The organism is Streptomyces bambusae (assembly GCF_020532645.1).
In the GTDB taxonomy this organism is placed as follows: Bacteria; Actinomycetota; Actinomycetes; order Streptomycetales; family Streptomycetaceae; genus Streptomyces; species Streptomyces bambusae.
Genome location: NZ_JAJAUZ010000002.1, coordinates 187,443 through 213,373, shown reverse-complemented (window position 1 = coordinate 213,373; position 25,931 = coordinate 187,443). Strand labels below are relative to the sequence as shown.

Here is a 25,931-nt window from a genome sequence, read left to right as displayed (position 1 = left end):
GCGACGCGACCGCAGCCACCATGACCTTCCACCCCCGCCCCGAGGCGGGCAGCGCCAAGCCCTGGGCCTTCCCGGCCCCGGAGCGGGGCTCGCTGGCCAACGGCCTGACGGTGCTGCGCTGCCACCGGCCCGGCCAGCAGGTGGTGGCGGTCGAGATCATCCTCGCGGCCCCGCTGGACGCCGAGCCGGAGGGTCTGGACGGGGTGGCCACGATCATGGCCCGCGCGCTGTCCGAGGGCACCGACAAGCACTCCGCCGAGGAGTTCGCCGCCGAGCTGGAGCGCTGCGGCGCCACCCTCGACGCGCACGCCGACCACCCGGGCGTCCGGGTCTCCCTGGAGGTGCCGGTCTCCCGCCTGCACAAGGCGGTCGGCCTGCTCGCCGAGGCGCTGCGCGCCCCCGCCTTCGCCGACAGCGAGGTGGACCGCCTGGTCCGCAACCGTCTCGACGAGATCCCGCACGAGCTGGCCAACCCCTCGCGGATGGCGGCCAAGCAGCTCTCCAAGGAGTTGTTCCCGGCCTCCCTGCGGATGTCCAGGCCGCGCCAGGGCACCGAGGAGACGGTGGCCCGGATCGACGCCGCCGCCGTGCGCGCGTTCTACGAGGCGCACGTGCGGCCCTCCACGGCGACTGCCGTGGTGGTCGGCGACCTGAGCGGCACCGACCTCGACGAGGTCCTCGCGGACACCCTCGGCATCTGGACCGGCGGCACCGCCGAGGTCCGCCCGGTGCCGGCGATCACCGCCGACGACACCGGCCGCGTGGTCATCGTGGACCGCCCCGGCGCGGTCCAGACGCAGCTGCTCATCGGCCGGATCGGCGCCGACCGGCACGACCGGGTGTGGCCGGCCCAGGTCCTCGGCACGTACTGCCTCGGCGGCACCCTGACCTCGCGCCTCGACAAGGTGCTGCGCGAGGAGAAGGGCTACACGTACGGCGTGCGGTCCTTCGGGCAGGTGCTGCGCTCGACCGCGGCGGGCACGGGCGCGGCGATGCTCGCCATCAGCGGCTCCGTGGACACCCCGAACACCGGTCCGGCACTGGAGGACCTGTGGAAGGTGCTGCGGACGCTGGCCGAGGGTGGTCTGACGGACAGCGAACGGGACGTGGCCGTGCAGAACTTGGTGGGCGTGGCCCCGCTGAAGTTCGAGACCGCCGCCGCGGTCGCGGGCACCCTGGCCGACCAGGTCGAGCAGGAGCTGCCGGACGGCTTCCAGGCGGACCTGTACGCGCGGCTGGCCGGAACCGGGACGGTGGAGGCCACTTCGGCGGTCGTCAACGCGTTCCCGGTGGACCGCCTGGTGACGGTCCTTGTCGGCGACGCCTCGCAGATCGAGGAGCCGGTGCGGGCACTGGGCATCGGTGACGTCACCGTGGTCGCCCCCTAGCCGTCGGGAGCGGCCCGAAGTGGCCTGAAACCCCCGGGGCCCTGACGGATTTTCCGTCAGGGCCCCATCTTGTCTCAAATGTCCGATTAGGTCTGATGGTTGACCTTCTGAGCAGTGGCGTACGCCACAAAAGCGCGCGTGTGTTTGGCGATTGGATGAAGATCCGCCTAGCGTCGGGCTTGCTGTCCGTCAGCTGTAAGCGCCGCACCCGCGGCACCGGACAGCAATCGCCGAGTCCCCGTCAGGCGCGAGCCTGGGGAGCCGGGGACCCACATCAGTCCCTGGGGTGAATCGGACCGCCTCGCCAGAGGGGGCCCGTAGGAGACCTTCCTGCTCCGAACCCGTCAGCTAACCCGGTAGGCGAGAGGGAAGGAAAGGATCAGCCCCTTCATGGCGTTTGGCAGTCGTCCCACCGGCAAGCACCGTGGTTCCAGCCGTCTGAACCGCAAGGCCGCCGGTATAGCCGGGGTCACCGCTCTCGCCGCCACCGGTGTGGTGGGCTCGCTCGCGGCCCCCGCGTTCGCCGCCGACACGGCCCCCGAGCGGTTCGAGGACACGGGTCTCAACACCGTCGTCGTCGCCGAGGACACCGCGGGCCAGATCGAGGCCCAGGCCGTCTCCCAGGCGCAGGCCGCCGAGATCGCCGCCGCCGAGGCCCAGGCCGAGGCCGAGGCCAAGCAGCGCGCCGCCGAGGCCCGCGCCAAGGCCGAGGCGAAGGCCAAGGCCGAGCGTGAGGCGAAGGAGCGTGCCGAGCGCGAGGCCGAGCGCAAGCGCCTGCTCCAGTTCGTCTCCCCGATCGACGGCTCGTACGTCAGCACCCAGTACAAGGCCGGCGGCGCCATGTGGTCCTCCGGCAGCCACACCGGCATCGACTTCCACGCGGCCTCCGGTACCTCCGTGCGCGCGGTCGGCATGGGCGTCGTCGTCGAGGCCGGCTGGGGCGGTGCGTACGGCAACAACGTCGTGATCAAGCACAACGACGGCTCGTACACCCAGTACGGCCACATGAACTCGCTGAACGTGGTCGTCGGCCAGCAGGTCACCCCCGGCCAGCAGATCGGCCTGTCGGGCTCCACCGGCAACTCCAGCGGCCCGCACCTCCACTTCGAGGCCCGCACCGGCGCCGACTACGGCTCGGACATCGACCCGATCTCGTACCTGCGCTCGCACGGCGTCAGCATCTGACCCGCGGCGCACCCCGCACTCCCCGAAGGCCCCGGCTCCCGCGAGCCGGGGCCTTCGGCGTGTCCGGGAGGACCGGTCCGGGGCGTGGCCGAAATACGGAGTTTTCCCGGCGGAAGCCCTCCGGAATTCCGCTGTGCTGAAATAGAGTCGCAGCACATCAGTCGCCGACCGCATGGTGCGGGGAGAAGCGGAGGTCCGGTTTTGCGAATTCCTGCGCATGCGGTGTGCACGGCCATCCGCGAGGACATCGTCTCCGGTGTCTTCGAGCCGGGCGCCCGGCTCACCGAGGAAGTGCTCGCCCGCCGGTACGGGGTCTCCCGGGTGCCCGTGCGGGAAGCGCTGCGCACCCTGGAGTCCGAGGGGTTCGTGACCACCCGCCGGCATGCCGGCGCCTGCGTGGCGGAGCCCACCACCGAAGAGGCCGCCGACCTGCTGGAGGTCCGGCTGCTCCTGGAGCCGCTGGGTGCCGCCCGGGCCGCCCAGCGGCGCACCGAGGGCCACCTCAGAGTGCTCCGGGGCCTCGTCCGGCTCGGCCAGGAGCGGGCCCGGCGCGGCGAGCGCGAGGACCTGCGCGCGCTCGGCGGCTGGTTCCACGAGACGCTCGCCCAGGCCTCCGGCAGCCCCGGGCTGGTGGCGCTGCTCACCCAGCTGCGCCACAAGACGGCCTGGATGTACACCGTGGACGTGCCGCTGAACCCGGTGGAGTCCTGGGCCGAGCACGGGGCGATCGTCGACGCCGTCGCCCGCGGGGACGCCGTCCGGGCGCGCGCGCTGACCACCGGGCACGTGGACCGGGCCGCGGCCGTCCACCGGCTGCGCCGCCCGGACGGCGGACGCGTGAGGACTTCGCAACCTGCCGTCAACACGGCTGGATCGCGGCTTTAACAATGCGCGCGTAGAAATACGGAATGCGCGGGCCCCTCAGGGGCGGGGATATTTCCCGGACGTGTTCTGTTCCGCTGCCGTGAATTCCGCCGGGAGTTCGCGGTGCTTTTCACCCCGGCTTTTCGGACCCCGGACATGCAAACGGCGGGGCCGCGGCTCCCTGGGACGGGAGCCACGGCCCCGCCGTGTCGTGCAGGCGGTCCGGGAACCGGATCAGACGGTCTCGGGAAGCTCCTCGAGACCCTCTTCGACCAGCTTCGCCAGGCGGTCGAGGGCCGCGTCCGCACCCTCGGCCTCGGACGCGAGGACGATCTCCTCGCCGCCCTGGGCGCCCAGACCCAGGACCGCGAGCATGGAACCGGCGTTGACCGGGTCGCCACCGGACTTCGCGATGGTCACCGGGACCCCGGAGGCCGTCGCCGCACGGACGAAGATCGAGGCGGGACGAGCGTGCAGGCCCTCGGCCCAGCCGACGTTGACGCGGCGCTCTGCCATGGTGATGCCCTTCAGGTTCTTACGGTTGTCTAGACCAGTCTCTCACGGCACTCCGGATGCTCGGACCGACCATCGGCCCGAAAATGCATGCCGTTCGGCCTTCCCCAGCTTGCACCGGTTCGACCCGGCTTGCCTCGCACGCCGCGCGCAGGCGACCCGTACGCTTGCCCCCATGACCACGGTGTCGGACCCCTCGTACCCCGCCCACTGGGAAGCCGATGTGGTGCTGCGCGACGGCGGCACCGCCCGGATCAGGCCGATCACCACCGCGGACGCGGGGCGCCTGGTCAGCTTCTACGAGCAGGTCTCGGACGAGTCGAAGTACTACCGCTTCTTCGCCCCCTACCCCCGGCTGTCCGACCGGGACGTCCGCCGCTTCACCCACCACGACTACGTGGACCGGGTCGGCCTCGCCGCGACCGTCGGCGACGAGTTCATCGCGACCGTCCGCTACGACCGGATCGGCCCCGACGGCCGCCCCGCCTCGCACCCCGCCGACGAGGCCGAGGTCGCCTTCCTCGTCCAGGACGCCCACCAGGGCCGCGGCGTCGCCTCCGCGCTGCTCGAACACATCGGCGCGGTCGCCCGCGAGCGCGGCATCCGCCGCTTCGCCGCCGAAGTGCTCCCCGCCAACAACAAGATGATCAAGGTGTTCACCGACGCCGGCTACCAGCAGAAGCGCAGCTTCGAGGACGGTTCCGTACACCTGACGCTCGACCTGGAGCCCACCGCCGAATCCCTCGCCGTCCAGCGGGCCCGCGAGCAGCGCGCCGAGGCCCGCTCCGTGCAGCGGCTCCTCAACCCCCGCTCGGTGGCCGTCGTCGGCGTCAGCCGCTCCCCGAAGGGCGTCGGCCGCTCCGCCCTCGCCAACCTCCTCGCCGGCGGCTTCGCCGGCCCCGTCCACGCGGTGAACAACGCCCTCGACCCCGGCACCACCGAACTCGCGGGCGCCCCCGCGCACCGCTCCGTCGGCGACATCCCCGGCGGCGTCGACCTCGCCGTCATCGCCGTCCCCGCCGAACGGGTCCCCGAAGCCGTCGCCGACTGCGGCGAACACGCCGTACAGGGCCTGGTCGTGCTCTCCGCCGGCTACGGCGAGAGCGGTCCCGAAGGCCTGGAGCGACAGCGCGAACTCGTCCGCCAGGCCCGCTCCCACGGCATGCGGATCATCGGCCCCAACGCCTTCGGCGTCATCAACACCTCCTCCGGACTCAACGCCTCGCTCGCCCCAGGCAACCCCGAACCCGGCCGGATCGGCCTGTTCACCCAGTCCGGCGCCATCGGCATCGCCCTGCTCTCCGGCCTGGTCCGGCGCGGCGCCGGGCTGTCCTCCTTCATCTCCGCCGGCAACCGGGCCGACGTCTCCGGCAACGACGTCCTCCAGTACTGGTACGAGGACCCGGCCACCGACGTGGCCCTCCTCTACCTCGAAACCCTCGGCAACCCGCGCAAGTTCACCCGCCTCGCCCGCCGCACCGCCGCCGTCAAACCCGTCGTCGTCGCCAAGGGCGGCCGGCACGGCGGCGTCGGCCCCGCCGGACACGCGGTGCCCGGCACCCGGCTGCCCGACGCCACCGTCTCAGCCCTGCTCCGCCAGGCCGGCGTGATCCGCGTCGGCACCGTCACCGAACTCGTCGACGTCGGCCTGCTGCTCGCCGAGCAGCCCCTGCCCGCCGGTCCGAACATCGCCATCCTCGGCAACTCCGAATCCCTCGGCGTCCTCTCGTACGACGCCTGCCTCACCGAAGGGCTGCGCCCGCGCCCGCCGCAGGACCTCACCACGGCCGCCGGCCCCGAGGACTTCCGGACCGCCCTGGCCGCCGCCCTCGCCGACCCCTCCAACGACGCCGTGATCGTCACCGCCATCCCCTCCGTCGGCGAGACCACCCTGACCTCCGACCTCGCCCAGGCCCTGCGCTCGGCCGCCGCCGAGGCCCCCGGCAAGCCCGTCGCCGTGGTCCACGTCGAACTCGACGAGCTGCCCGCCGCCCTCACCGCCGCCACCCGCATCCCCGCCTACCCCGCCGCCGAGCGCGCCGTACGCGCCCTCGCCGAGGCCGTCCGGCACGGCCAGTGGCGGCGCGCCAACGCCGAGGGCGGCGGGCTCGTCCCCGAATACGAGGACATCGACACCGCCGCAGCCGCCGACCGGATCACCGCCCTCCAGGGCGGACCCGCCGGCGACACCCCCCGCACCCTCGACGCGGCCGACGCCCACGCGCTGCTCGCCTGCTACGGGATCACCGTCCGCCCCACCCTGCCCGCGCCCACCCCCGACGCCGCCGCCGCAGCGGCCCGCCGGCTCGGCTACCCGGTCGCCCTCAAGACCACCGCCCCGCACCTTCGGCACCGGCCCGACCTGGGCGGCGTACGGCTCGACCTCGGCAGCGAGGAGGAGCTGCGCCGGGCCTACGAGGAGCTCACCGAGGCACTTGGCACCCCCACCGAGCTCCAGCCGGCCGTCCAGGCCATGGCCCCGCGCGGCGTCGACACCGTCGTCCGGTCCGTCATCGACCCCGCCGTCGGCGCCGTGCTCTCCTTCGGGCTCGCCGGCGTCGCCTCCGAGCTGCTCGGCGACACCGCGCACCGGCTGGTCCCGGCCACCGACCGGGATGCCGCCGGCCTGATCCGCTCGCTGCGCGCCGCGCCGCTGCTCTTCGGCTGGCGGGGCGCCGACCCGGTGGACACGGCCGCCCTGGAGGAGCTGCTGCTGCGCGTCTCGCGGCTGGTCGACGAGCACCCCGAGGTGGCCGCGGTCACGCTGGAACCGGTGGTGGTCGCCGCCGAGGGCCTCACCGTCCTCGGGGCCACCGTCCGCCTCGCCCATCCGCCGGCCCGCACCGACCTGGGCCCGCGGACCCTGCCCAGCTACTGAGTGCCGCAGGCCTCCCTCCGGGCAGGTCGAGGCGCCCCGTACGGGCCTTAGGATGGACCCCATGGCGAAATCCGGTACGACCACCCAGGGGCTGCGCGCAGCGATCGAGCGCAGCGGCTACTACCCGGCCCTCGTGGCCGAGGCGGTTGAGGCCGCCGTGGGCGGCGAGCCGATCTCGTCGTACCTGGTCCACCAGGAGACCACCTTCGACTCCAACGAGGTGCGCCGCCACGTCACCGTGCTGGTCCTGACCGACAACCGGTTCATCGTCAGCCACACCGACGAGCAGGCCGCCGACGCCGGCTCGCCGTCCCCGTACGCGACCACCTCGACCGAGTCCGTGAAGCTCGGCAGCATCGCCTCCGTCGTGGTCAGCCGGGTCGTCGCGAACCCCGAGTCGTACACCCCCGGCACCCTGCCGCGCGAGGTCGTCCTCACCATCGGCTGGGGCGCGGTCTCCCGCATCGACCTCGAACCGGCCGCCTGCGGCGACCCGAACTGCGACTCTGACCACGGCTACACCGGCAACTCCACGGCCGACGACCTGAGCCTGCGCGTCAGCGAGGCCGGCGACGGCCCGGAAGCGGTCCGGCAGACGCTGGCCTTCGCCCAGGCGCTCTCCGAGGCCACCGCGGCGATCCGCCCGGCCGCCCGCTGATGAGCTGGTCCGCGACCCAGAACTGGGAGGAGCCCGAGCTCCTCGACCTCGCCGGCGCACCCGTACCCGCGTACGGCTCGGGTTCGCTCGCCGACCTGCTGCCCACCCTCGCGGCAGGGCTCGGCGTCCCCGGCTTCACCGCCGCCATCCCCGAGCTGACCCCGGCCGACCGGAACTGCGTGTTCCTGATCGACGGGCTGGGCTGGGAGCAGATCAAGGCGCACCCGGCCGAGGCCCCGTACCTGACCTCGCTGCTCGGCAGCTCCCGCGGCGGCACCGGCCGCCCGCTGACGGCCGGCTTCCCCGCGACCACCGCCACCTCGCTGGCCTCCGTCGGCACCGGCCTGCCGCCGGCCCGGCACGGCCTGCCCGGGTACGCGGCCCGCAACCCCGCCACCGGCGAGCTGATGAACCAGCTGCGGTGGAACCCGTGGACCTCGCCGCGGGTCTGGCAGCCGTACCCGACCGTCTTCCAGCTCGCCCACGACGCCGGCGTCGCGACCGCCCAGGTCTCCTCCCCGGGCTTCGAGCGCACCCCGCTGACCAAGATCGCACTGAGCGGCGGCACCTTCCTCGGCCGGATGACCGGCGAGGAGCGGATGGACCTGGCCGCCGACCGGCTGGCCGCGGGCGACCGCTCGCTCGTCTACACGTACTACAGCGAGCTGGACGGCGCCGGGCACCGCTTCGGCGTGGACTCCGACGCCTGGCGCGGCCAGCTGATGTACGTGGACCGGCTCGTGCAGCGGCTCGCCGAGCAGCTCCCGCCCCGCACCGCGCTGTACGTGACCGCGGACCACGGCATGGTCGACGTCCCCTTCGACGAGGACTCCCGGATCGACTTCGACGAGGACTGGGAACTCGGTGCGGGCGTCGCCCTGCTGGGCGGCGAGGGCCGGGCCCGGCACGTGTACGCCGTACCGGGCGCCGAGGCCGACGTCCTGACCGTGTGGCGCGAGGTGCTCGGCGACCGGTTCTGGGTGGCGAGCCGCGAGGAGGCCCTGGACCGCGGTTGGTTCGGGCCGCCCGGCGAGTGCGACGAGCGGGTGCTGGGCCGGATCGGGGACGTGGTCGCCGCCGCCCAGGCCGACGTGGCCATCACCGCTTCCGTGAACGAGCCGAACGAGTCCGCCCTCACCGGCATGCACGGCTCGATGACGCCGGCGGAGCAGCTCGTGCCGCTGCTGGAGGTCCGCTCCGCCTGAGCGCGCGCGGTCCTCCCGTCCTCTCCTCTCCTCCCCGCTCGTCCGTCCCGCCTGCCTGCCCCGACCCGAAAGGCCGCCTTCCCCCGATGTCCGAACTGGTCTTTTTCTCCGGAACCATGGACTGCGGGAAGAGCACCCTGGCCCTGCAGATCACGCACAACCGCTCCGCCCGCGGACTCGAAGGCGTGATCTTCACCCGGCAGGACCGGGCCGGCGAGGGCAAGATCTCCTCGCGGCTGGGCCTGGTCGCGGACGCCGTCGAGGTCACCGACAGCATGGACGTCTACGCGTACCTGGTGGGCGAGCTGTCCGCGGGCGGCAAGGCGGACTACGTGATCGCCGACGAGGCCCAGTTCCTGGCCCCCGCGCAGATCGACCAGCTGGCCCGGATCGTCGACGACCTGGACATGGACGTCTTCGCCTTCGGCATCACCACCGACTTCCGCACCAAGCTGTTCCCGGGCTCCCAGCGGCTGATCGAACTCGCCGACCGCCTCGAACAGCTCCAGGTCGAGGCCCTGTGCTGGTGCGGCGCCCGCGCCACCCACAACGCCCGCACGGTCGGCGGCGTCATGGTCGTCGAGGGCGAACAGGTCGTCGTCGGCGACGTCAACCGCCCCGCGGAGCAGATCGGCTACGAGGTCCTCTGCCGCCGCCACCACCGCCGCCACATGACCTCGGCCACCGCCCACGCAGGCACCCTCTCCCCGGATGTCCTGCCGGTGAACCACGCCTGAGACCACGCCTGAGACGGCCGGGTCCGGAGGGCCGGGCTCTGTTTCCACAGGCACCCCCGCGTGTCCGTCCGGTGGGCTACGTTGCTTCCGTGGAGCCGTTGATCGCCGAAGACCCGCGTCGTATTGGGCCGTACCGAGTGATCGCCCGGCTGGGGGCCGGGGGGATGGGGTTGGTTTATCTGGGGCGTTCCGAAGCCGGGCGCACGGTGGCGGTGAAGGTCGTGCAGGGGGAGTACGCCGGAGACCCCGAGTTCCGGCGGCGGTTCGCGCGCGAGGTGGCTGCGGCGCGGCGGGTGGGCGGAAGCTGGACCGCGGCCGTGCTCGATGCCGACCCCGAGGCGGCCGTGCCGTGGGTGGCGACGCAGTACATACCCGGGCCCGACCTGCGCAGCGTGGTCGCCGAGGACTTCGGTCCGCTGCCCGAGCATTCGGTGCGCACGCTCGCCAACCGGCTGGCCGCCGCGCTGGAGGCGGTGCACGAGGCGGGGCTGATCCACCGCGACCTCAAGCCGTCCAACGTCCTCGTCACCGTCGACGGGCCGCGCGTCATCGACTTCGGCATCGCGCGGGCGATGGACAGTCTCGCCGGCGACAGTCTGCTCACCCGTACCGGCATGCTGGTCGGGTCGCCGGGGTTCATGTCGCCGGAGCAGGTCCGCGGACGTGAACTGACCCCCGCCAGCGACGTGTTCTGCCTCGGGGCCGTCCTCGTGTACGCGGCCACCGGACGGCTGCTGTTCGGCGCCCCGGACACCGGTCTGCACGCGCATCTCTTCCGGATCGCCGAGGAGGAGCCGGACCTCACGGGGGTGCCGGAGTCGCTGGCCGCTCTGCTGGGCGCCTGTCTGGACAAGGACCCGGCCCGGCGGCCGACGCCGCGGCAGATCGCTGCGGACACGGCGGCCGACGCGCCCGGGGAATGGCTGCCGGGTGCGGTGCTCGCACAACTCGGGCGCCATGCGGCCCGGTTGCTGGACTTCGCCCCGGAGGCGGGCGGTGACAGGGCGGGACCGGGGCCCGTGCCGGACTCCGTGCGCGACGCGGCCGGACGCTCCGACCCGCGGGTGCCGGCCTCGCCCGCGCCCCGGCCCGTTCCCGCGCCCCGGCCCCCCGCCGGCCCGCCGCCGACTCCGCCGCCCGGATACGCGCCCACCGCTCCGGCCGGGGCCTGGGCCGGGCAGGGCTTCGGGCCGCCGCCCGCCGCGGGGGGGGGCCCGGCGGGCCCCCACCCGCGGCGGTGGCGCGGACTGGTGGCCGTGGCCCTGGCGCAGCTGGTCGTCCTGCTCGATCTGGCGACGTTCCAGACAGCCTTGCCGGCCCTCCAAGCCGATCTCGCCCTGCCCGGCTCCGACCTGAGCGGCATCTACCGGTCGTACGGCCTCGCCTTCGCCGCCGTGCTCCTGCTCGGCGGAAACCTCGCCGACCTCCTCGGCCGCCGGGCCGTGCTCGCCATCGGCTCGGGCGGCACCGCCGTTGCCGCCGTCCTCGCCGCCCTGGCCGACGGACCGTACCTGCTCGTCTGGATCCGGGGCGCCGCGGGCGTCTTCGCCGGTCTGCTGACCGCCGCCGCGCTGGCCTACGTGTCCACCGGGTTCACCGACCCGAGGGAACGCGGCCGGGCCTTCGGCTGGTACGCGGCGATATCCGCGGCCGGCCCGGTCCTCGGCCTGTTCACGGGCGGACTGGTCCTGGAACTCCTGGACGTCCGACTGGCCCTGGCCGCCTCCGGGCTCCTCGCGGTCCTGGCGCTGGTCGCCGTCCTCGCCCTCGTGCCCGCGGGTCCGGGTCGCGCCGGGGCCCGCTTCGACGGGGTCGGTCTGCTGCTCGGCACCGGCGGGCTGATCGCCGTGGGAGTCGCCCTCGTCCGGGTGGACCCGCTGGGCTGGCTCGATCCGGTGGTCGTGGGCCTGCTCGTCGTCGGCACCGCTCTGTTCGCGGTGTACCTGTGGTGGCAGGCCGGCACCCGCGGCCCGCTGCCGGAGCCGCCGCGGGTCCGCGGTCGGGACCGGGTGGGGGCCTTCCTCGCCCTGCTGGCGGTCGGCGGTGCCTTCGACGCGGTGATCACGACCGCGGCCGGCCACGGTCAACTCGCCCTCGGATACAGCCCGGTCGAGGTGGGCGCGGCCCTGCTGCCCCTGGCCGCCGCCGCTGTGCTCGGCGCCGTCGTGCCGGCCGCCGCCGGCCTCCAGCACCGGGTGGCGCCCCGCATCCTGATCGCGGCGGGCCTGGCTGCCGGCACCGGGGGGCTGCTGCTCCTGACCGGGCTGGACATGCACACCGGCTATGCGGGCACCCTGGTGCCCGCCATGGCCCTTGCCGGCCTCGGCCTCGGCACGGCCCTCGGGCCGCTCCTCGCCACCGTCACGGCCGGTGTCGCCCCGGAGCGCACCGGGCCGGTCGCCGCGACCGGCGCCGTGGCAGAGCAGGTCGGCACGGTGCTGGCCGGGATCCTGCTCGGCAGCATCACCGCCGCCCGCCTGCGCCGCGGCGAGTGGCCGTCCGGCGATTACCGGGCCGACCTGATCGATGCCTACGCCGCGACCGCCGGGTGGGCCGCCGCGGGCCTGCTCGCGGCGATCCTGCTCGCCGCCGTCCTGATCACCGCCCGCGCCGCCGGTACCCGCACCGGCCCGCGGCTCCCGGACGAGCCCCGCCCGGCCCCCGAACCGTCCACCTGACCGCCCGGGCCCGGCCGGTGCGCGCCGGACGGGCTCCGCTCATTCGCCCGACGAGCGGACCACCGTGAAGACGGCGCCCTCCGGGTCGGCGAGCAGGGCCGTGCGGCCGTGCCCGGGTTCGTCGCGCGGAGGCTGCACGATCCGGCCGCCCAGCTCCGCCGCCAGGGCCGCGGTCGCATCCGGGTCGTCGACCTCGAAGTACGTCATCCAGTGCGCGCCCCGGTCGTGCGGCAGGGCCCGGCCGACACCGTGCACCGAGGCCACGGGGCGGCCCTCCAGATGGAGCGTCAGGTAGTCGAGGTCGGCCGACACCGTCGCCTCCGTGAGGTGGCCGAACACCGACTGGTAGAACTTGCCGACCCCGGTGTCCTGGGTCACCAGCTCGTTCCAGGCCGGGGTGCCGTGCGCGCCGGTGAGCCGCGTGCCCAGGTGGGTGCCCGCCTGCCAGACGCCGAACACCGCGCCGATCGGGTCGGAGCAGATCGCGACCCGGCCGGCCTCGCCCGCGTCGAGCGGGCCGACCGCGACCGTGCCGCCGCAGCTGCGGACCACCTCGGCCGTCGCGTCGGCGTCGTCCGTGGCCAGGTACGTCGTCCAGGCCGTGGGCAGGTGCCGGTCGGGCGGCAGCTGGCCGATTCCCGCCACCTCCAGCCCGTTGACGGAGGCCCGCACGTTGGGGCCCAGCTGGACGGGTCCGGGCGCGTACTCCCAGCCGAACAGGGCGGCGTAGAAATCCTCGATCTCGCCGAGCCCGTGCACCATCAGGCTGACCCAGCACGGTGTGCCGGGCGCGCGCCGCATTCCCGATTCGCTCATGGCCGCCTCTCTCCGTGCCCGCGTGCGCCCGCTGCGCCGCACGGTGCTGCGCCAGATGCTCGCACTACCGGCGGGCTCGTGCGCCCGGCCGCGCCGCTTTCACCGTGCCTCGCGCAGAGATGTCCGAATCGGTACGGGAACCGGATGTCGGGGGTGTTACACGCCCGCCCCCGGTGGGGAGGAAGATGGGCCGCATGACGACCCACATCCTTTCCGAGGCCTCGCCCCTCGTCTCCGCCGCCGAGCTCCGGACCCGGCTCGACGGCGCCCGGCCGCCGGTGCTGCTGGACGTGCGCTGGCAGCTGGGTGGCCCCGACCAGCGCCCCGCGTACGCGGCGGGGCACCTGCCCGGCGCGGTCTTCGTCGACCTCGACCACGAGCTCGCCGGCCCGGTCGGCGACGGCACGGAGGGCCGCCACCCGCTGCCCGACACGGAGGCCTTCGGCGCGGTCATGCGCCGCGCCGGGGTCGGCGCGGGCACCCCCGTGGTCGTGTACGACGGCGGACTGGGGTGGGCGGCGGCCCGGGCCTGGTGGCTGCTGCGCTGGACGGGTCACACCGCGGTGCAGGTCCTGGACGGGGGCCTGGCCGCATGGACTGCGGCCGGCGGCCCGGTCACCACCGACGTCCCGGCCCCGGTTGAGGGCGATTTCAAGCCAACTCCGGGTGCGCTGGGGCTGCTGGACTCCGACGCGGCCGCCGCCCTGGCCCGTACCGGTGTGCTGCTCGACGCACGTGCGGGGGAGCGGTACCGCGGCGAGGTGGAGCCCATCGACCGGGTCGGCGGCCACATCCCGGGCGCACTGTCGGCCCCCACCACGGAGAACGTGACGGCGGACGGCCTGTTCCTGGCGCCGGCCGAACTCCGGTCCCGGTTCGCTGCTCTGGGCGCCGCCGAGGGGGCACCGGTCGGCGTGTACTGCGGCTCCGGTGTGTCCGGCGCGCACGAGGTGCTGGCGCTGGAGGTGGCCGGCATCCCGGCCGCGCTGTACGCGGGCAGCTGGTCGCAGTGGTCCTCGGACCCGTCCCGTCCGGTGGCCACCGGACCGGACCCGCTCTGACCGGTGCCCACGGCGCGGCGGGGCCCGGCGGTCGGCCCCGCCGGTCGGCTCCGGTTCGCGCAGCCGGAAGCAGCCGCCCGGTCCACCCGGGCGGCTGCTTCCATGCGCGCTGCTACTCCTGCTTCTTGCGCCGTGTGCCGAAGACGATCTCGTCCCAGCTGGGCACCGCGGCCCGGCGGCCAGGGCGGACGCCATCGGCCTCCGCCTGCCGGTCGGTGGTTCCGGTCAGCCGGTCGCGGTGGCCGGCCACCGTCCGCGGCATCAGCACGTCGGCGTACGCAGAGCCGGCCGAGGCCGCCGAGGCCGCCGGCGGCTCTGCGGCCTCCGCGTCCTCCGCGCTCTCCACAGGAGTCGGACGCTCCGGCACCACCAGGTCCCCGCGGAAGCTCGGCACCGCTTCCAGCAGGCTGGTCAGCGAGTCCCGCTCCTCCTCGGGCTCGGCCGGCGCGCCGGCCGAGGCCACGGCGGGCAGCTGACGGTCCGGCCGGTCCAGGGTGCGGTCGAGCGGCCGGTCCCGCGGCAGCCGGGCGATCCGCGGCACGAACGGGAAGCTCGGCTCGGGCGCCGCCGGCAGGTCGTCCGTCTCGCCGATCAGCGAGCGGGCCTCGTCGTCGACCGCCTGCACCAGCCGGCGCGGCGGGTCGTACGTCCAGCTCGCCGAGTGCGGTTCACCGGCCACCCGGTAGACCAGGAGGACCTCCCAGGTGCCGTCGTCACGGCGCCAGGAGTCCCACTGCACGGTGTCCTTCTCGGCGCCGCGCAGCAGCAGCCGCTCGTTGACCGCCTCGCCGAGCTGCGGGCCGTTGCCCGTGTTCTCGCCGGGGCGGCGGACGGGGGTCTTGCGGGCCCGCTCCGCCATGAACGCGCGTTCCGCGAGCACCGGGCCCTCGAAGCGCCGTACCCGGTCGACGGGGATGCCGGCGAGCTGTGCGACCTCCTCAGCGGAGGCACCGGCCCGTATCCGCGCCTGGATGTCCCGGGGGCGGAGGTGGCTCTCCACCTCGATCTCGATCTGCCCGAGCCGCGCCCGGTCGTTGCGGACGGCCGCACGCAGCCGCTCGTCGATCGGAAGGGTGTACTCCGTGCTGTCCGCAGCCTTGAGCACCAGTCGTGTGCCGTCATTGGAGACGGCCACGACACGCAGTTCGGGCATGGGGACCTCCCGGGTGGTGCCTGCCGACGTCACGTGCGTCGCTGCTTCCGCTAGTCGAGTGTGGCCTGCCCGGGTGCAGCCTGCCACAACCTTGCCGAGTTAAACCGGCGTGTCGGGCATGCGCCCTTGATCGCCGTTATGGCACGGTTACCTGTTGGCCACGCACAGTGACCGAGTGGTCACTCTGTGCAGCAGGCGGCCGTGCGGTGCCGCGGCGCCGCCGGTGTCGAGTGCCGTTTCTCCATCAATCGGCCCCCTCTCCCGGGTCCGGACATCCGAAAGGACGGACGGTCCCAGGGCTCGCCACAGTACTCCATTCGGGCCATGTGGGTGGACCGCCGCGCCGCCGAAGTTCTCCCGTGGCCGGGGAGTTCGAGAGGCGCTCGCCCTACGGCCCCTTGGGATGCGGGCGATTTGGGGTGTCATGGTTCACAGAATCATCAGAAATGGAACTATCTTCTTCGCCCATCTGTCAGTAACTGCTGTAAGTGGCGTCGCAGGACACGGCAGGTACGCATGCAGGCGGAACGCAAGCAGGAGGCGGGGAGCGGCGCGGCGGACGGGGAGCACAAGGAGAAGCGGATCGACCTGAGCGTCGCCCAGGTCGCCGGCAGTTCCCTCGCCACGGTCGCCGCCGCCGTGCTCGCCTCCCAACTGGGCGTGTACGGCACCATCCTCGGCGCGGGTGTGGTCAGCGTCGTCGCAACGGCCGGCGGACCCGTCATCCAGCACTTCTTCCGCCGTACCGGCGAACAGCTGCGCGAAGTCCGCCCCGGGGCCCGGCAGGTGCCGGCGGATCCGCCTGCCGAGGAGCGGAACCGGTTGCCGCACGCGGCTGCCCCCGCCCGTGCGCTCCCGGCGCACGACCGGCACGACCGCACCATGCTCCTGCGCGCCCCCGGTGCCACCCCCGGCGGCGCCGACCCGGCGTACGGGCCTCCGGCGTACGGCGACCCGGCCCCCGGCGACGGGCAGTTCGGCTCCGCCTCCACCCACGGCACCCGGCTGCGCGGCTGGAAGCGCACCGCGCTCGCCGCCGCCGTCGTCTTCGGCATCTCGATGGGCGGCATCACCGCGTACGAGAGCCTGTCCGGCTCGGCGCTGGGCGGCACTGGTTCCTCCACCCTGCGCACCGCCTTCACCGGCGGTTCTGACGGCGGCTCGGGCAGCGGCACGAAGGACGCGCCCGCCACGCCGAGCCCCGACGGGCGCGACGGCCGGCACCCGGACCGCGGCGGCAGCGATCCGGTGACCCCGAGCCCGGACCCGAAGCCCACGCCCACTCCCATGCCGACCCCGACGCCGACCCCCACTCCGACACCGAAGCCCACGCCGGCCCCCACCCCGTCCGGCAGCGGCTCGGACCGGCCCGACCCCACGGGCAGTCCGGCGACCGGCGCCGGCCCGGACTCCGGCAGTGGAGCCGGAGCCGGGCAAGGGACGGAAGGCTGAGGAAGGCGGCAGGGCGAAGGCGGCCGAAGGCGGGCACCTTGGCGGCAGCCGGTCAGTCCCCGAGCACCCGCCGCAGGTAGTCGTTGCCGAACACCCGGTCCGGGTCCAGCCGGTCGCGCAGCGCGGTGAACTCGCCGAAGCGCGGATAGACCGAGGCGAAGTACGCGGCGTCCCGCGTGTGCACCTTCCCCCAGTGGGGGCGCCCGCCGTGCGCCGTGAAGATGCGCTCGGCCGCGGTGAAATAGGCCTGGTACGGCGTCCCGCGGTACATGTGTATCGCGATGTACGCGGTGTCCCGGCCCGAGGCCGTCGACAGCGCGATGTCGTCGGCCGGCGCGGTGCGGACCTCCACCGGGAAGCCGATCCGCAGGTCCGACCGTTCCACCATCGCCTTCAGCTCGCGCAGCGCCTCGACCACGCGCTCGCGCGGCAGCGCGTACTCCATCTCCACGAACCGCACCCGGCGCGGGCTCGTGTACACCCGGTACGGGATGTCCGTGTACGTACGCGCCGACAGGGCGCGGCTGGCGACACGGGCGATGCCGGGGACGGTCGCGGGGAACGCCCGGCCCACCGAACAGGCCACCTGGAAGACCCCGTTGGGCAGCAGCTCGTCCTCGATCCAGCCGCTGAGCGTGCCGGGCGGGGCCGCCGGGCCGGCGCTGCGGTTGTTCCGCTTCGTGTTGCAGTTGCCGGTGTGCGGGAACCAGTAGAACTCGAAGTGCTCGTTCTCCGCGAAGTGCTGCTCGAACTCGTCCGTCACCCGAGCGAAGGGCATCGGCTCCTCACGGGCAGTCAGCAGGAACAGCGGCTCCACGGCGAAGGTGATCGCGGTGACGACGCCGAGCGCCCCGATGCCGATCCGGGCCGCCGCGAACAGCGCCCGCTCCTCCTCGGTGCCGTCCGCCGAGCAGCTCACCAGGCTGCCGTCGGCGGTGACCAGCTCCAGGGCGCGGATCTGCGCGGCGATCGAAGCCGAGTCCCGGCCGGTGCCGTGGGTGCCGGTGCTGGTCGCGCCCGACACCGTCTGCTCCATGATGTCGCCCATGTTCGTGAGCGACAGTCCCTCCCGGGCCAGCGCCACGTTGAGGTCCTTCAGGGTGGTGCCGGCGGCCACCTTCACCGTGCCGGCCGCCCGGTCGAGCTCCAGGATCCCGGACAGCGCCTGCGGGCGTATGAGCACCCCGTCCGTGGCCGCCGCCGCCGTGAACGAGTGGCCGGTGCCGACCGCCTTCACCTTCAGGCCGTCGGCCGCGGCGCGGCGCACCGCCTCCTGTACCCCCGCCACCGTCGTCGGGGCGAGGGTCCGGACGGGGGTGGCGGACACGGTGCCCGCCCAGTTACGCCACGTGCTCGGAGCTCCGGTCCGCCTTGCCGTCGTGCTCGTCGTACCCATCGGGTTCCTCCCCTTGCGCGGGCTTCGTCAGCCTGCGGTAACCCGCGAACGCCACCGCCGCCGCGGCCGCCCCCGCCGAGATGGAGACCACGTACCCGGACTGCGCGCCGGCCGCGTCGATGACCCAGCCGGCCACGGAGGACCCGAGCGCGACGCCGACCGCCAGCCCGGTGCCCGTCCAGGTCATGCCCTCGGTCAGCTTCGCGCGTGGTACGTGCGCCTCGATCAGGGCCATCGTGGTCACCATCGTGGGAGCGATGGCCAGGCCCGCGACAAAGAGCGCCACGGCCAGAAACGGAAGGTTCCCGGCCAGTAGGAGGGGGATCATACTCACGGCCATCGCGGCGATGCCCAGTACCCAGGTGCGTTCCTTCCGCCCCTTGAGATGGAGCAGGCCGAAGCCGAGGCCGGCCAGGCAGGAGCCGAGCGCCCAGACGGCGAGGACCAGGCTGGCGGCGGCCTTGTGGCCCTCCTCCTCGGCGAAGGCGACGGTCACCACGTCGATGGAGCCGAAGATCGCGCCGGTGGCCGTGAAGGTCGCCACCAGCACCTGCAGGCCGGGGGAGCGCAGTGCGGAGCTGCGGTCGGCGCCGGGGGTGCGCGGGTGCGGGGCCGGTTCGGTGGCCCGCTGCGCGGTCAGCCACCAGCCGCCGACCAGCAGCAGCACGGCGGAGATCAGCGGCCCGGCCTCGGGGAACCAGACGGTGGACAGGCCGATGGAGGCGATCGGTCCGATGATGAAGCAGACCTCGTCCATCACGGACTCGAAGGAGTACGCGGTGTGCAGCTCGCGCGGGGACTCGTGGTAGAGCGCGTTCCAGCGGGCCCGCAGCATGGCGCCGATGCTGGGAGTGCAGCCGGCCACCGCGCAGCAGACGAACAGGGTCCAGTCCGGGGCGTCGAGGCGGGCGGCCAGCAGCAGCCCGGATATCGCGGCCACCGATATCAGGACCGCGGGCCGCAGCACCCGGCGCTGCCCGTGCTGGTCGACCAGCCGGGAGACCTGCGGGCCGAGCACCGCCGCGGACAGCGCCAGGGTCGCGGTCAGCGCGCCGGCCAGCCCGTACCGGCCGGTGAGCTGGGAGATCATCGTGACGATGCCGATGCCCAGCATGGAGAGCGGCATCCGGCCCAGGAAGCCCGCGGCGGTGAACGCGCGGGTGCCGGGGGCGGCGAAGAGGGCGCGGTAAGGACTGGCCAAGGGGGCCCTCCGGAGACAGGTAGGTGGCCGGTACAGGTTACGGCGCGGTGTCATGCCGCGCACGGGTTTTGCACAGATAAGTTAGGTAGACCTTACCTGTCTCGCGGAGCAGCGCCGGTTACCGCCCGTGCGCCCCGGGTGGCAGGATTCCGGTCATGCCAGACCTGCGTGATCAGTCCGCCGCCCGTCCCTACGACGCCCTGTTGCTGCTCTCCTTCGGAGGCCCGGAGGGCCCCGACGACGTGGTGCCCTTCCTGGAGAACGTCACCCGCGGCCGCGGCATCCCGCGCGAGCGCCTGAAGGAGGTCGGACAGCACTACTTCGGGTTCGGCGGGGTCAGCCCCATCAACGAGCAGAACCGCGAACTGCTCGCCGCCCTGCGCGCGGACTTCGCCGAGAACGGCCTGGACCTGCCGGTCTACTGGGGGAACCGGAACTGGGCCCCGTACCTGACCGACACCCTCCGCGACATGGTCCGGGACGGCCACCGCCGCATCGCCGTGCTCGCCACCAGCGCGTACGCCTCGTACTCCGGCTGCCGCCAGTACCGCGAGAACCTCGCCGACTCCCTGGCCGCCCTGGAGGCGGAGGGGCTCGACCGGCCCCGCGTGGACAAGCTGCGGCACTACTTCAACCACCCCGGCTTCGTCGAGCCGATGATCGACGGGGTGACGGCGGCGCTGGCCGCGCTGCCGGCGGACGTCCGCGAGAAGGCCCACCTGGTCTTCACCACGCACTCCATCCCCACCGCCGCCGCGGACACCTCCGGACCGGCCGGAGACCACACCGACGACGGCTCCGGCGGCGCCTACGTCAAGCAGCACCTCGACGTCGCCCGGGTGATCGCGGACCGGGTGGCCCAGGAGACCGGCACCGCCCACCCCTGGCAGCTCGTCTACCAGTCCCGCAGCGGCGCCCCGCACATCCCCTGGCTGGAGCCGGACATCTGCGACCACCTGGAGGCCGCGCACGCCGACGGCGTCCCCGCGGCCGTGATGGTGCCCATCGGCTTCGTCTCGGACCACATGGAGGTCCTCTACGACCTCGACACCGAGGCCGCCGCCAAGGCCGCCGGACTCGGCCTGCCGGTCGTCCGCTCGGCCACCGTCGGCGCCGACCCGCGGTTCGCCGCGGCGGTCCGCGAGCTGGTCCTGGAACGCGCCGCCCGCGAGCGCGGCGAGCGCCCCGAGGAGTGCTGGGTCGGCACCCTGGGCCAGAGCCACGACCTCTGCCCGGTCGGCTGCTGCCCCGCCCGCGCCCCGCGCCCCGCCGCCGCGGGCGCCGACAGCCCGTACGCCTGAACCGGCGCCGCCGCAGTACCAGCACCGAGGAGACCGAACCCGTGACCGATCCGCTGACCGCCGAGCTGCTCGGGCTCGCCCTGGAGGCCGCCCGGCAGGCCGGGGAGCTGCTGCGCGACGGGCGCCCCGCCGACCTCGGGGTGGCCGCCACCAAGTCCAGCCCGATCGACGTCGTCACCGAGATGGACATCGCCGCCGAGAAGCTCATCACCGGCTTCCTGGCCGAGCACCGGCCCGACGACGGCCTGCTCGGCGAGGAGGGCGCGAGCCGGTCCGGTACCACCGGCGTCCGCTGGGTCGTCGACCCGCTCGACGGCACCGTGAACTACCTCTACGGGCTCCCCTCCTGGGCGGTGTCCATCGCCGCCGAATACCACGGCGAGACCGTGACCGGAGTGGTCGCCGTGCCGATGCGGGGGGAGACGTACCACGCGGTGCGCGGCGGCGGAGCCTGGCTGGCCGGCGGCGGGCCGCTGCGCTGCCGGGCGGCCGCGCCGCTGGACCAGGCCCTGGTGGCCACCGGCTTCAACTACGTGCACGCCGTCCGCAGCCACCAGGCGGACGTGGCGCAGCGGCTGGTCCCCCGGGTACGGGACATCCGGCGGAGCGGCTCGGCGGCCGTGGACCTGTGCGACGTGGCCGCGGGCCGGCTGGACGGCTACTACGAGCGCGGGCTGCACCCCTGGGACCTGGCGGCGGGGGAGCTGATCGCCCGTGAGGCGGGTGCGCGGACCGGCGGCCGGCCCGGCGAGCCGGCCTCGGGCGAACTGGCCGTGGCGGCCACCCCGGCGGTCTTCGGCCCCCTGACGCAGCTGCTGGACGAGGCCGGGGCCTGGCACGACTGACGCCCGCTGCACCCCGGCGGCCGCATGACGAGGGCCCCGGACCGCCCGCAGGCGGTCCGGGGCCCTCGTGGTCGGGTCAGGCGGCGGACACGGCGACGCCGTGTTCGGCTGCCAGGCGGTGCAGATCCTCCAGCTCCGCCTGTTCGACCTCCGCCAGGAAGTCGTCACCGGTCTCGCGCGCCCGTGTGAGGTCGGACTCCGCGGTCTTGATGCGCTGCAGCAGACCTGCCGTGAATGCGTCCATGGATGCGCCTCCTTCTCGGCCGGGGCATGGCACGCCGCTCTACGGGGGTGGTTGAGGGCGTGATCTCGTCCTCCCCGCCTCCCGGGACCCAGAAACCTCGCCCGGCCCGGGAATCCTCGCCTCCACCGGGAAAGGTCGTCTTACAGCCGGTTTACGGCCGAAACCGGCAGGATGGGAGGGCTCAGGGGACTGCCCGCGGACCGTCCGCGGACCGCTCCGGGCACCCGACAACACCCCGCCCGATGGGCTACGAGGAAGGAAATCGACGTGCGCGTACTCGTCGTCGAGGACGAGCAGCTGCTCGCCGATGCGGTGGCCACCGGACTGCGCCGGGAGGCGATGGCCGTCGACGTCGTGTACGACGGCGCGGCCGCCCTGGAGCGCGTCGGGGTCAACGACTACGACGTGGTGGTGCTGGACCGCGACCTCCCGCTGGTCCACGGCGACGACGTCTGCCGGAAGATCGTCGAGCTGGGCATGCCCACCCGCGTCCTGATGCTGACCGCCTCCGGCGACGTCAGCGACCGCGTGGAGGGCCTGGAGCTGGGCGCGGACGACTACCTGCCCAAGCCGTTCGCGTTCAGCGAGCTGACGGCCCGCGTCCGGGCCCTGGGCCGGCGCACCACCGTGGCGCTGCCGCCCGTCCTGGAGCGGGCCGGCATCAAGCTGGACCCCAACCGCCGCGAGGTGTTCCGGGACGGCAAGGAGGTGCAGCTCGCGCCCAAGGAGTTCGCCGTGCTGGAGGTCCTCATGCGCAGCGAGGGCACCGTCGTCTCGGCGGAGCAGCTGCTGGAGAAGGCCTGGGACGAGAACACCGACCCGTTCACCAACGTGGTGCGCGTCACCGTCATGACCCTGCGCCGGAAGCTGGGCGAGCCGCCCGTCATCGTGACCGTGCCCGGCTCGGGCTACCGGATCTGACGCGGGTGGCCACCACACCGCCGCCCCCGTCGGCGCCGCCGAAACCGACCTGGGACCCGGCCCAGGTCGAAAGCCCGTTCCCGTGGCTGCGGCCGACCATCCGGATACGGCTCACGCTGCTGTACGGCGGCATGTTCCTGATCGCCGGCATCCTGCTGCTCTCGATCATCTACCTGCTCGCGGCCCAGGCCCTGCACGTCGGCAGCTCGCCGCCGTTCCGGATCGTGTCCGGGACCAAGATCACGGTGACCAGTTCGACCTGTCCCGGCGTCGCCGGGGACCAGAGCATCGAGCAGTTCAACTCGGCCATCGCCGCGTGCATGGACACCCAGCGCAAGCACGCGCTGGACGACCTGCTCAGCCGCTCGCTGATGGCCCTGCTGGGCCTGAGCATCATCGCCTTCGCCTTCGGCTACGCGATGGCCGGCCGGGTGCTCTCCCCGCTCGGGAAGATCACCCGTACCGCCCGCCGGGTGGTCGGCTCGGACCTGACCCGGCGGATCGAGCTGGACGGGCCGGACGACGAGCTGAAGGAGCTCGCGGACACCTTCGACGAGATGCTCGACCGGCTGGAGCGGGCCTTCACGGCCCAGCAGCGGTTCGTCGGGAACGCCTCGCACGAGCTGCGCACCCCGCTGGCGATCAACCGCACGCTGCTGGAGGTGCACCTCTCGGACCCGGCGGCGCCCGTGGAGCTCCAGCAGCTCGGCAGGACGCTGCTGGCCACCAACGAGCGCAGCGAGCAGCTCGTGGAGGGCCTGCTGCTGCTCGCCCGCAGCGACAACCAGATCGTGGAGCGCAAGCCCGTCGACCTGGCGGAGGTGGCCTCGCGGGCCATCGACCAGGCGCGGTCGGAGGCCGAGGCGAAGGGCGTGGAGATCCGCGGCGAGCGGGCGCCGGCCGTGGTCCAGGGCAACGGCGTGCTGCTGGAGCGGATCGCCCTGAACCTGGTCCAGAACGCCGTGCGGTACAACGTTCCGGAAGGCGGCTGGGTCGAGGTCACCACCGAGGCGCAGCACGGCCAGGCGGTGCTGATGGTGTCGAACACGGGACCGGTGGTTCCCGCGTACGAGATCGACAATCTGTTCGAGCCGTTCCGGCGGCTGCGGACCGAGCGCACGGGCAGTGACAAGGGCGTCGGACTCGGCCTGTCGATCGCCAGATCGGTCGCCCGGGCGCACGGCGGACGGATCGCCGCGGTGCCGCGCGAGGGCGGTGGCCTGGTGATGCGTGTCACGCTGCCGCTCTGAGCGGCGGTCGGCGGGGCGTGTCCGAGTTGGCCGGGATATTCGCTTCGGGCGAAATCTGCCACACTTGCCCAATGTCGGTTCATGTGTGATCGATCACAGTTCCGAGTGCCCGCGCATGCACGTTCCGTGATCCCCAAGGGGCCGGAAAGCCCGGGAAAGTCCGGGTTTCCGGCTCCTTGAAAGGCGGAAAATACACGGGGTGGCGCCCGTGCACCACGACCGCGGGACCGTGTACGGTCCCGTTCGCCATCCCAGCCGATCGCCCCTTCAGGCGTGCGGCTGGGTGTCGATTCAGTAACAGACCTTGATGTGAGGCAAAATCTCCGCCTCAGGTCGGGCACAAGTCCGGCCTCTCGCGCGTTACGTGCGCTGAGACACCGCTAACACCCAGAGGGGGAGAGCGAACATGGCAACGGATTACGACACCCCACGCAAGACCGACGACGACGTCGACAACGACAGCCTTGAAGAGCTGAAGGCCCGGCGCAGCGACAAGTCCAACTCGAACATCGAGATGGACGAGTTCGAAGCCGTCGAGGGCATGGAGCTGCCGGGTGCGGACCTCTCCAACGAGGAGCTGGCCGTCCGGGTGCTGCCGAAGCAGGCCGACGAGTTCACCTGCATGAGCTGCTTCCTGGTGCACCACCGCAGCCAGCTGGCCCGCGAGAAGAACGGCCAGCCCATCTGCGTCGACTGCGACTGACGACGCCGTGGCAGGCTCGACGCCGTTCCGGAAACGACCTTTCCGGAGGGAGCTGGGATCCGCGGAGGCGCATGAAGGCGGCACGGGCCCGGAAACGGGCCTGGAAGCCCTCTCCGTGCCCTCCGCCGAACCGGCAGGGTCCGGTGCAGGCGACAGCGGCGACAGGCCGTCAGAGCCCCGGCTGAAGTCCGGGGCGCGTCGCCTCTACCGAAGCGCCAAGGCCGACAAGGCCGTGGACGCCGTCGTGCACGGGGTCCGCAAGGGCGGCGAAGGAGCCCGCGCGGGGCTCGCCCACCTGGCAGACCTCGTCATCGAGGTCGCCCCGCGCATCCCCGTCCGGGACCTCGCCACCCTGCGTGCCCAGTTCCCCGGCCTCGGTCCCGACCAGCTGGCCGCCAAGCTGATCGCCGGCGCGGCCAACAGCAGCTCGACCGTGGGTGCCGGCATCGGCGCGGCAGCCATGCTGCCCGTTCCGCCGGCCATGCCCGCCGAGCTCGCCGCCGAGATCACCGGCGTCGCGGCCGTCGAACTGAAGCTGATAGCCGAACTCCACGAGGTCTACGGCCTGCGGCCGCCCGGCACGCTCAAAGAGCGCAGCATGGCGTACCTCACCGCCTGGACCGAAGAGCGCGGCATCGACGTCACCAGGCCCGCGAGCGTCAACGCGGCGCTCGGCGGCCGGATGAAGCGCGAACTCCGCCAGCAGATCATGAAGCGCATGGTCCGGACCCTGCCGAACCTGATGCCGTTCATGGTCGGCGCGGCGGTGGGCGCCCTGATGAACCGGCGCGACACCAAGCGGCTCGCCCTCAAGGTCCAGGCCGACCTGCGGTACCGGGCCGTGCCCTGGGACGTCCTCGGGGAGCTGCCGCCGCTCGACCGGCACCCGGACCCGCTGCCGGGCCCCGGCCGCCCCCGCCCGGCCCTCGAAGGCCCGGCGGACCGGACCGGCTGACCCGGACCAGTAGACCGCGGACCGCGGCCGCCCCTACGCCCGGCCGTCCGCCTGCTGCGGGATCCGCGCCGCCCGCAGCGCGGCCGCCAGCGCCTGCGGCTGCCGCGTCGACAGGTACACGTACGGAGTCGGGTCCGAGGGGTCGGTCACCTCGGCCCGCACCGCCTGCGGCACGTAGCTGCGCATCAGCATGAACGCCCGGGTGTCCGCACGGTACGTGCGCCAGGCGCGCGCCTCCTCGGCGTCCAGCACCTCCGGCTCGCCCAGTGCCGTCACCGGGATCCGGGCGTCGCCGGCGGCCAGTACCCCGCCCACCACCCGGATCCGTGCCGACCCGTACGAGCTGACCAGCAGCCCCGCCAGGCCGGTGCCCGCGACCAGCCCGGCCAGCAGCGGCAGGGTGCCCAGCGGCAGCAGCATCAGGGCGCACGCGACGCCCGTGAGAGCGGCGATCAGCCACCAGGAGCGCGGGGCGGTCAGGCGTTCGTCGTGGTGCGAGGCGGGGAGCTGCATGTCCCCAAGCTTGG

Annotated in this window: 23 protein-coding genes and 1 riboswitch; of the genes, 16 read left to right on the top strand and 7 right to left on the bottom strand. The window is 73.6% G+C overall.

All coding sequences use genetic code 11. The features are described 5' to 3' along the window. Positions 1–20 precede the first annotated feature (20 nt). The 3 genes from LG634_RS02425 (at position 21) to LG634_RS02415 (ending at position 3,458) form a co-directional block, all read left to right on the top strand. Complete coding sequence (locus LG634_RS02425; RefSeq protein ID WP_226731925.1) at positions 21–1,388, top strand: M16 family metallopeptidase; 1,368 nt, start codon at positions 21–23, stop codon at positions 1,386–1,388. Positions 1,389–1,606: 218 nt separating this feature from the next. Then, positions 1,607–1,766: riboswitch (cyclic di-AMP (ydaO/yuaA leader) on the top strand. A gap of 12 nt (positions 1,767–1,778) precedes the next feature. Continuing rightward, positions 1,779–2,573 (top strand): M23 family metallopeptidase, encoded by a 795-nt coding sequence (locus tag LG634_RS02420; protein ID WP_226731868.1) that lies wholly within the window; start codon positions 1,779–1,781, stop codon positions 2,571–2,573. A gap of 201 nt (positions 2,574–2,774) precedes the next feature. Beyond that, positions 2,775–3,458, top strand: coding sequence for a GntR family transcriptional regulator (locus LG634_RS02415; protein ID WP_226731867.1), 684 nt, complete (start codon positions 2,775–2,777; stop codon positions 3,456–3,458). Between the two features lie 213 nt (positions 3,459–3,671). On the opposite strand, the gene LG634_RS02410 is transcribed toward LG634_RS02415, so the two are convergent. Further along, a complete protein-coding gene (locus tag LG634_RS02410; protein ID WP_226731866.1) occupies positions 3,672–3,953 on the bottom strand; it encodes an HPr family phosphocarrier protein in 282 nt (93 codons plus the stop codon). Positions 3,954–4,125: 172 nt separating this feature from the next. Between LG634_RS02410 and LG634_RS02405 the strand changes: the two genes are divergently transcribed. The 5 genes from LG634_RS02405 (at position 4,126) to LG634_RS02380 (ending at position 12,106) form a co-directional block, all read left to right on the top strand. Then, positions 4,126–6,828, top strand: coding sequence for a bifunctional acetate--CoA ligase family protein/GNAT family N-acetyltransferase (locus tag LG634_RS02405; protein ID WP_226731865.1), 2,703 nt, complete (start codon positions 4,126–4,128; stop codon positions 6,826–6,828). 61 nt (positions 6,829–6,889) lie between these two features. Next, on the top strand, positions 6,890–7,486 hold the full coding sequence (locus LG634_RS02400; protein WP_226731864.1) for a DUF5998 family protein: 597 nt from the start codon (positions 6,890–6,892) through the stop codon (positions 7,484–7,486). Continuing rightward, positions 7,486–8,691 carry an alkaline phosphatase family protein gene (locus LG634_RS02395; RefSeq protein ID WP_226731863.1) on the top strand — a complete coding sequence of 402 codons (1,206 nt, stop codon included), beginning with the start codon at positions 7,486–7,488 and terminating at the stop codon, positions 8,689–8,691. The genes LG634_RS02400 and LG634_RS02395 overlap by 1 nt, the downstream gene beginning before the upstream one ends. A gap of 86 nt (positions 8,692–8,777) precedes the next feature. After that, positions 8,778–9,428 carry a thymidine kinase gene (locus tag LG634_RS02390; RefSeq protein WP_226731862.1) on the top strand — a complete coding sequence of 217 codons (651 nt, stop codon included), beginning with the start codon at positions 8,778–8,780 and terminating at the stop codon, positions 9,426–9,428. 164 nt (positions 9,429–9,592) lie between these two features. Continuing rightward, complete coding sequence (locus LG634_RS02380) at positions 9,593–12,106, top strand: bifunctional serine/threonine protein kinase/MFS transporter (RefSeq protein ID WP_372482357.1); 2,514 nt, start codon at positions 9,593–9,595, stop codon at positions 12,104–12,106. A 39-nt stretch (positions 12,107–12,145) separates the two neighbouring features. Here the strand turns inward: LG634_RS02380 and LG634_RS02375 are convergent, their stop codons facing one another. Further along, a complete protein-coding gene (locus LG634_RS02375; RefSeq protein ID WP_226731861.1) occupies positions 12,146–12,922 on the bottom strand; it encodes a VOC family protein in 777 nt (258 codons plus the stop codon). Positions 12,923–13,116: 194 nt separating this feature from the next. Here LG634_RS02375 and LG634_RS02370 point away from each other — a divergent pair, with 194 nt between their 5' ends. Then, positions 13,117–13,983 carry a sulfurtransferase gene (locus tag LG634_RS02370; RefSeq protein ID WP_226731860.1) on the top strand — a complete coding sequence of 289 codons (867 nt, stop codon included), beginning with the start codon at positions 13,117–13,119 and terminating at the stop codon, positions 13,981–13,983. A 112-nt stretch (positions 13,984–14,095) separates the two neighbouring features. On the opposite strand, the gene sepH is transcribed toward LG634_RS02370, so the two are convergent. Then, positions 14,096–15,169, bottom strand: coding sequence for a septation protein SepH (gene sepH / locus LG634_RS02365; RefSeq protein WP_226731859.1), 1,074 nt, complete (start codon positions 15,167–15,169; stop codon positions 14,096–14,098). A 483-nt stretch (positions 15,170–15,652) separates the two neighbouring features. On the opposite strand from sepH, the gene LG634_RS02360 reads away from it, so the two are divergent. Continuing rightward, a complete protein-coding gene (locus tag LG634_RS02360; protein ID WP_226731858.1) occupies positions 15,653–16,588 on the top strand; it encodes a hypothetical protein in 936 nt (311 codons plus the stop codon). A gap of 52 nt (positions 16,589–16,640) precedes the next feature. Here LG634_RS02360 and LG634_RS02355 read toward each other — a convergent pair whose 3' ends face one another. Together LG634_RS02355 and LG634_RS02350 are read right to left on the bottom strand one after the other, a co-directional pair. After that, entirely contained in the window at positions 16,641–17,984 is a 1,344-nt protein-coding gene (locus LG634_RS02355) for a D-arabinono-1,4-lactone oxidase (protein WP_226731857.1), read from the bottom strand. Beyond that, the gene (locus LG634_RS02350) at positions 17,929–19,185 is read right to left on the bottom strand and encodes an MFS transporter (protein WP_226731856.1); all 1,257 of its coding nucleotides are present in this window, start codon (positions 19,183–19,185) and stop codon (positions 17,929–17,931) included. The genes LG634_RS02355 and LG634_RS02350 overlap by 56 nt, the downstream gene beginning before the upstream one ends. 155 nt (positions 19,186–19,340) lie before the next feature. On the opposite strand from LG634_RS02350, the gene LG634_RS02345 reads away from it, so the two are divergent. Together LG634_RS02345 and LG634_RS02340 are read left to right on the top strand one after the other, a co-directional pair. Beyond that, positions 19,341–20,486 carry a ferrochelatase gene (locus LG634_RS02345; RefSeq protein WP_226731855.1) on the top strand — a complete coding sequence of 382 codons (1,146 nt, stop codon included), beginning with the start codon at positions 19,341–19,343 and terminating at the stop codon, positions 20,484–20,486. Positions 20,487–20,527: 41 nt separating this feature from the next. Then, positions 20,528–21,331 carry an inositol monophosphatase family protein gene (locus tag LG634_RS02340; RefSeq protein WP_226731854.1) on the top strand — a complete coding sequence of 268 codons (804 nt, stop codon included), beginning with the start codon at positions 20,528–20,530 and terminating at the stop codon, positions 21,329–21,331. Between the two features lie 76 nt (positions 21,332–21,407). Here the strand turns inward: LG634_RS02340 and LG634_RS02335 are convergent, their stop codons facing one another. Next, positions 21,408–21,575 (bottom strand): hypothetical protein, encoded by a 168-nt coding sequence (locus tag LG634_RS02335; protein WP_226731853.1) that lies wholly within the window; start codon positions 21,573–21,575, stop codon positions 21,408–21,410. A 267-nt stretch (positions 21,576–21,842) separates the two neighbouring features. Here LG634_RS02335 and LG634_RS02330 point away from each other — a divergent pair, with 267 nt between their 5' ends. From LG634_RS02330 to LG634_RS02315, 4 genes are all read left to right on the top strand, one after another. Beyond that, positions 21,843–22,496, top strand: a complete 654-nt coding sequence (locus LG634_RS02330; protein ID WP_150206941.1) for a response regulator transcription factor — start codon at positions 21,843–21,845, stop codon at positions 22,494–22,496. A gap of 5 nt (positions 22,497–22,501) precedes the next feature. Continuing rightward, on the top strand, positions 22,502–23,746 hold the full coding sequence (locus tag LG634_RS02325; protein WP_226731852.1) for a sensor histidine kinase: 1,245 nt from the start codon (positions 22,502–22,504) through the stop codon (positions 23,744–23,746). Positions 23,747–24,152: 406 nt separating this feature from the next. Then, positions 24,153–24,449, top strand: a complete 297-nt coding sequence (locus LG634_RS02320; protein WP_226731851.1) for a DUF4193 domain-containing protein — start codon at positions 24,153–24,155, stop codon at positions 24,447–24,449. A gap of 7 nt (positions 24,450–24,456) precedes the next feature. Continuing rightward, positions 24,457–25,404 (top strand): EcsC family protein, encoded by a 948-nt coding sequence (locus tag LG634_RS02315; RefSeq protein WP_226731850.1) that lies wholly within the window; start codon positions 24,457–24,459, stop codon positions 25,402–25,404. Positions 25,405–25,437: 33 nt separating this feature from the next. Here the strand turns inward: LG634_RS02315 and LG634_RS02310 are convergent, their stop codons facing one another. Then, complete coding sequence (locus LG634_RS02310) at positions 25,438–25,917, bottom strand: DUF3093 domain-containing protein (protein ID WP_226731849.1); 480 nt, start codon at positions 25,915–25,917, stop codon at positions 25,438–25,440. Positions 25,918–25,931 lie beyond the last annotated feature (14 nt).

Bases quoted from the DNA above. Each gene is read 5' to 3' on its own strand.
- LG634_RS02425 (WP_226731925.1), top strand. From the start codon at position 21: ATGACCTTCCACCCCCGCCCCGAGGCGGGCAGCGCCAAGCCCTGGGCC.
- LG634_RS02420 (WP_226731868.1), top strand. From the start codon at position 1,779: ATGGCGTTTGGCAGTCGTCCCACCGGCAAGCACCGTGGTTCCAGCCGT.
- LG634_RS02410 (WP_226731866.1), bottom strand. From the start codon at position 3,953: ATGGCAGAGCGCCGCGTCAACGTCGGCTGGGCCGAGGGCCTGCACGCT.
- LG634_RS02405 (WP_226731865.1), top strand. From the start codon at position 4,126: ATGACCACGGTGTCGGACCCCTCGTACCCCGCCCACTGGGAAGCCGAT.
- LG634_RS02400 (WP_226731864.1), top strand. From the start codon at position 6,890: ATGGCGAAATCCGGTACGACCACCCAGGGGCTGCGCGCAGCGATCGAG.
- LG634_RS02395 (WP_226731863.1), top strand. From the start codon at position 7,486: ATGAGCTGGTCCGCGACCCAGAACTGGGAGGAGCCCGAGCTCCTCGAC.
- LG634_RS02390 (WP_226731862.1), top strand. From the start codon at position 8,778: ATGTCCGAACTGGTCTTTTTCTCCGGAACCATGGACTGCGGGAAGAGC.
- LG634_RS02380 (WP_372482357.1), top strand. From the start codon at position 9,593: ATGGGGTTGGTTTATCTGGGGCGTTCCGAAGCCGGGCGCACGGTGGCG.
- LG634_RS02375 (WP_226731861.1), bottom strand. From the start codon at position 12,922: ATGAGCGAATCGGGAATGCGGCGCGCGCCCGGCACACCGTGCTGGGTC.
- LG634_RS02370 (WP_226731860.1), top strand. From the start codon at position 13,117: ATGACGACCCACATCCTTTCCGAGGCCTCGCCCCTCGTCTCCGCCGCC.
- LG634_RS02360 (WP_226731858.1), top strand. From the start codon at position 15,653: ATGCAGGCGGAACGCAAGCAGGAGGCGGGGAGCGGCGCGGCGGACGGG.
- LG634_RS02355 (WP_226731857.1), bottom strand. From the start codon at position 17,984: ATGGGTACGACGAGCACGACGGCAAGGCGGACCGGAGCTCCGAGCACG.
- LG634_RS02345 (WP_226731855.1), top strand. From the start codon at position 19,341: ATGCCAGACCTGCGTGATCAGTCCGCCGCCCGTCCCTACGACGCCCTG.
- LG634_RS02335 (WP_226731853.1), bottom strand. From the start codon at position 21,575: ATGGACGCATTCACGGCAGGTCTGCTGCAGCGCATCAAGACCGCGGAG.
- LG634_RS02320 (WP_226731851.1), top strand. From the start codon at position 24,153: ATGGCAACGGATTACGACACCCCACGCAAGACCGACGACGACGTCGAC.
- LG634_RS02310 (WP_226731849.1), bottom strand. From the start codon at position 25,917: ATGCAGCTCCCCGCCTCGCACCACGACGAACGCCTGACCGCCCCGCGC.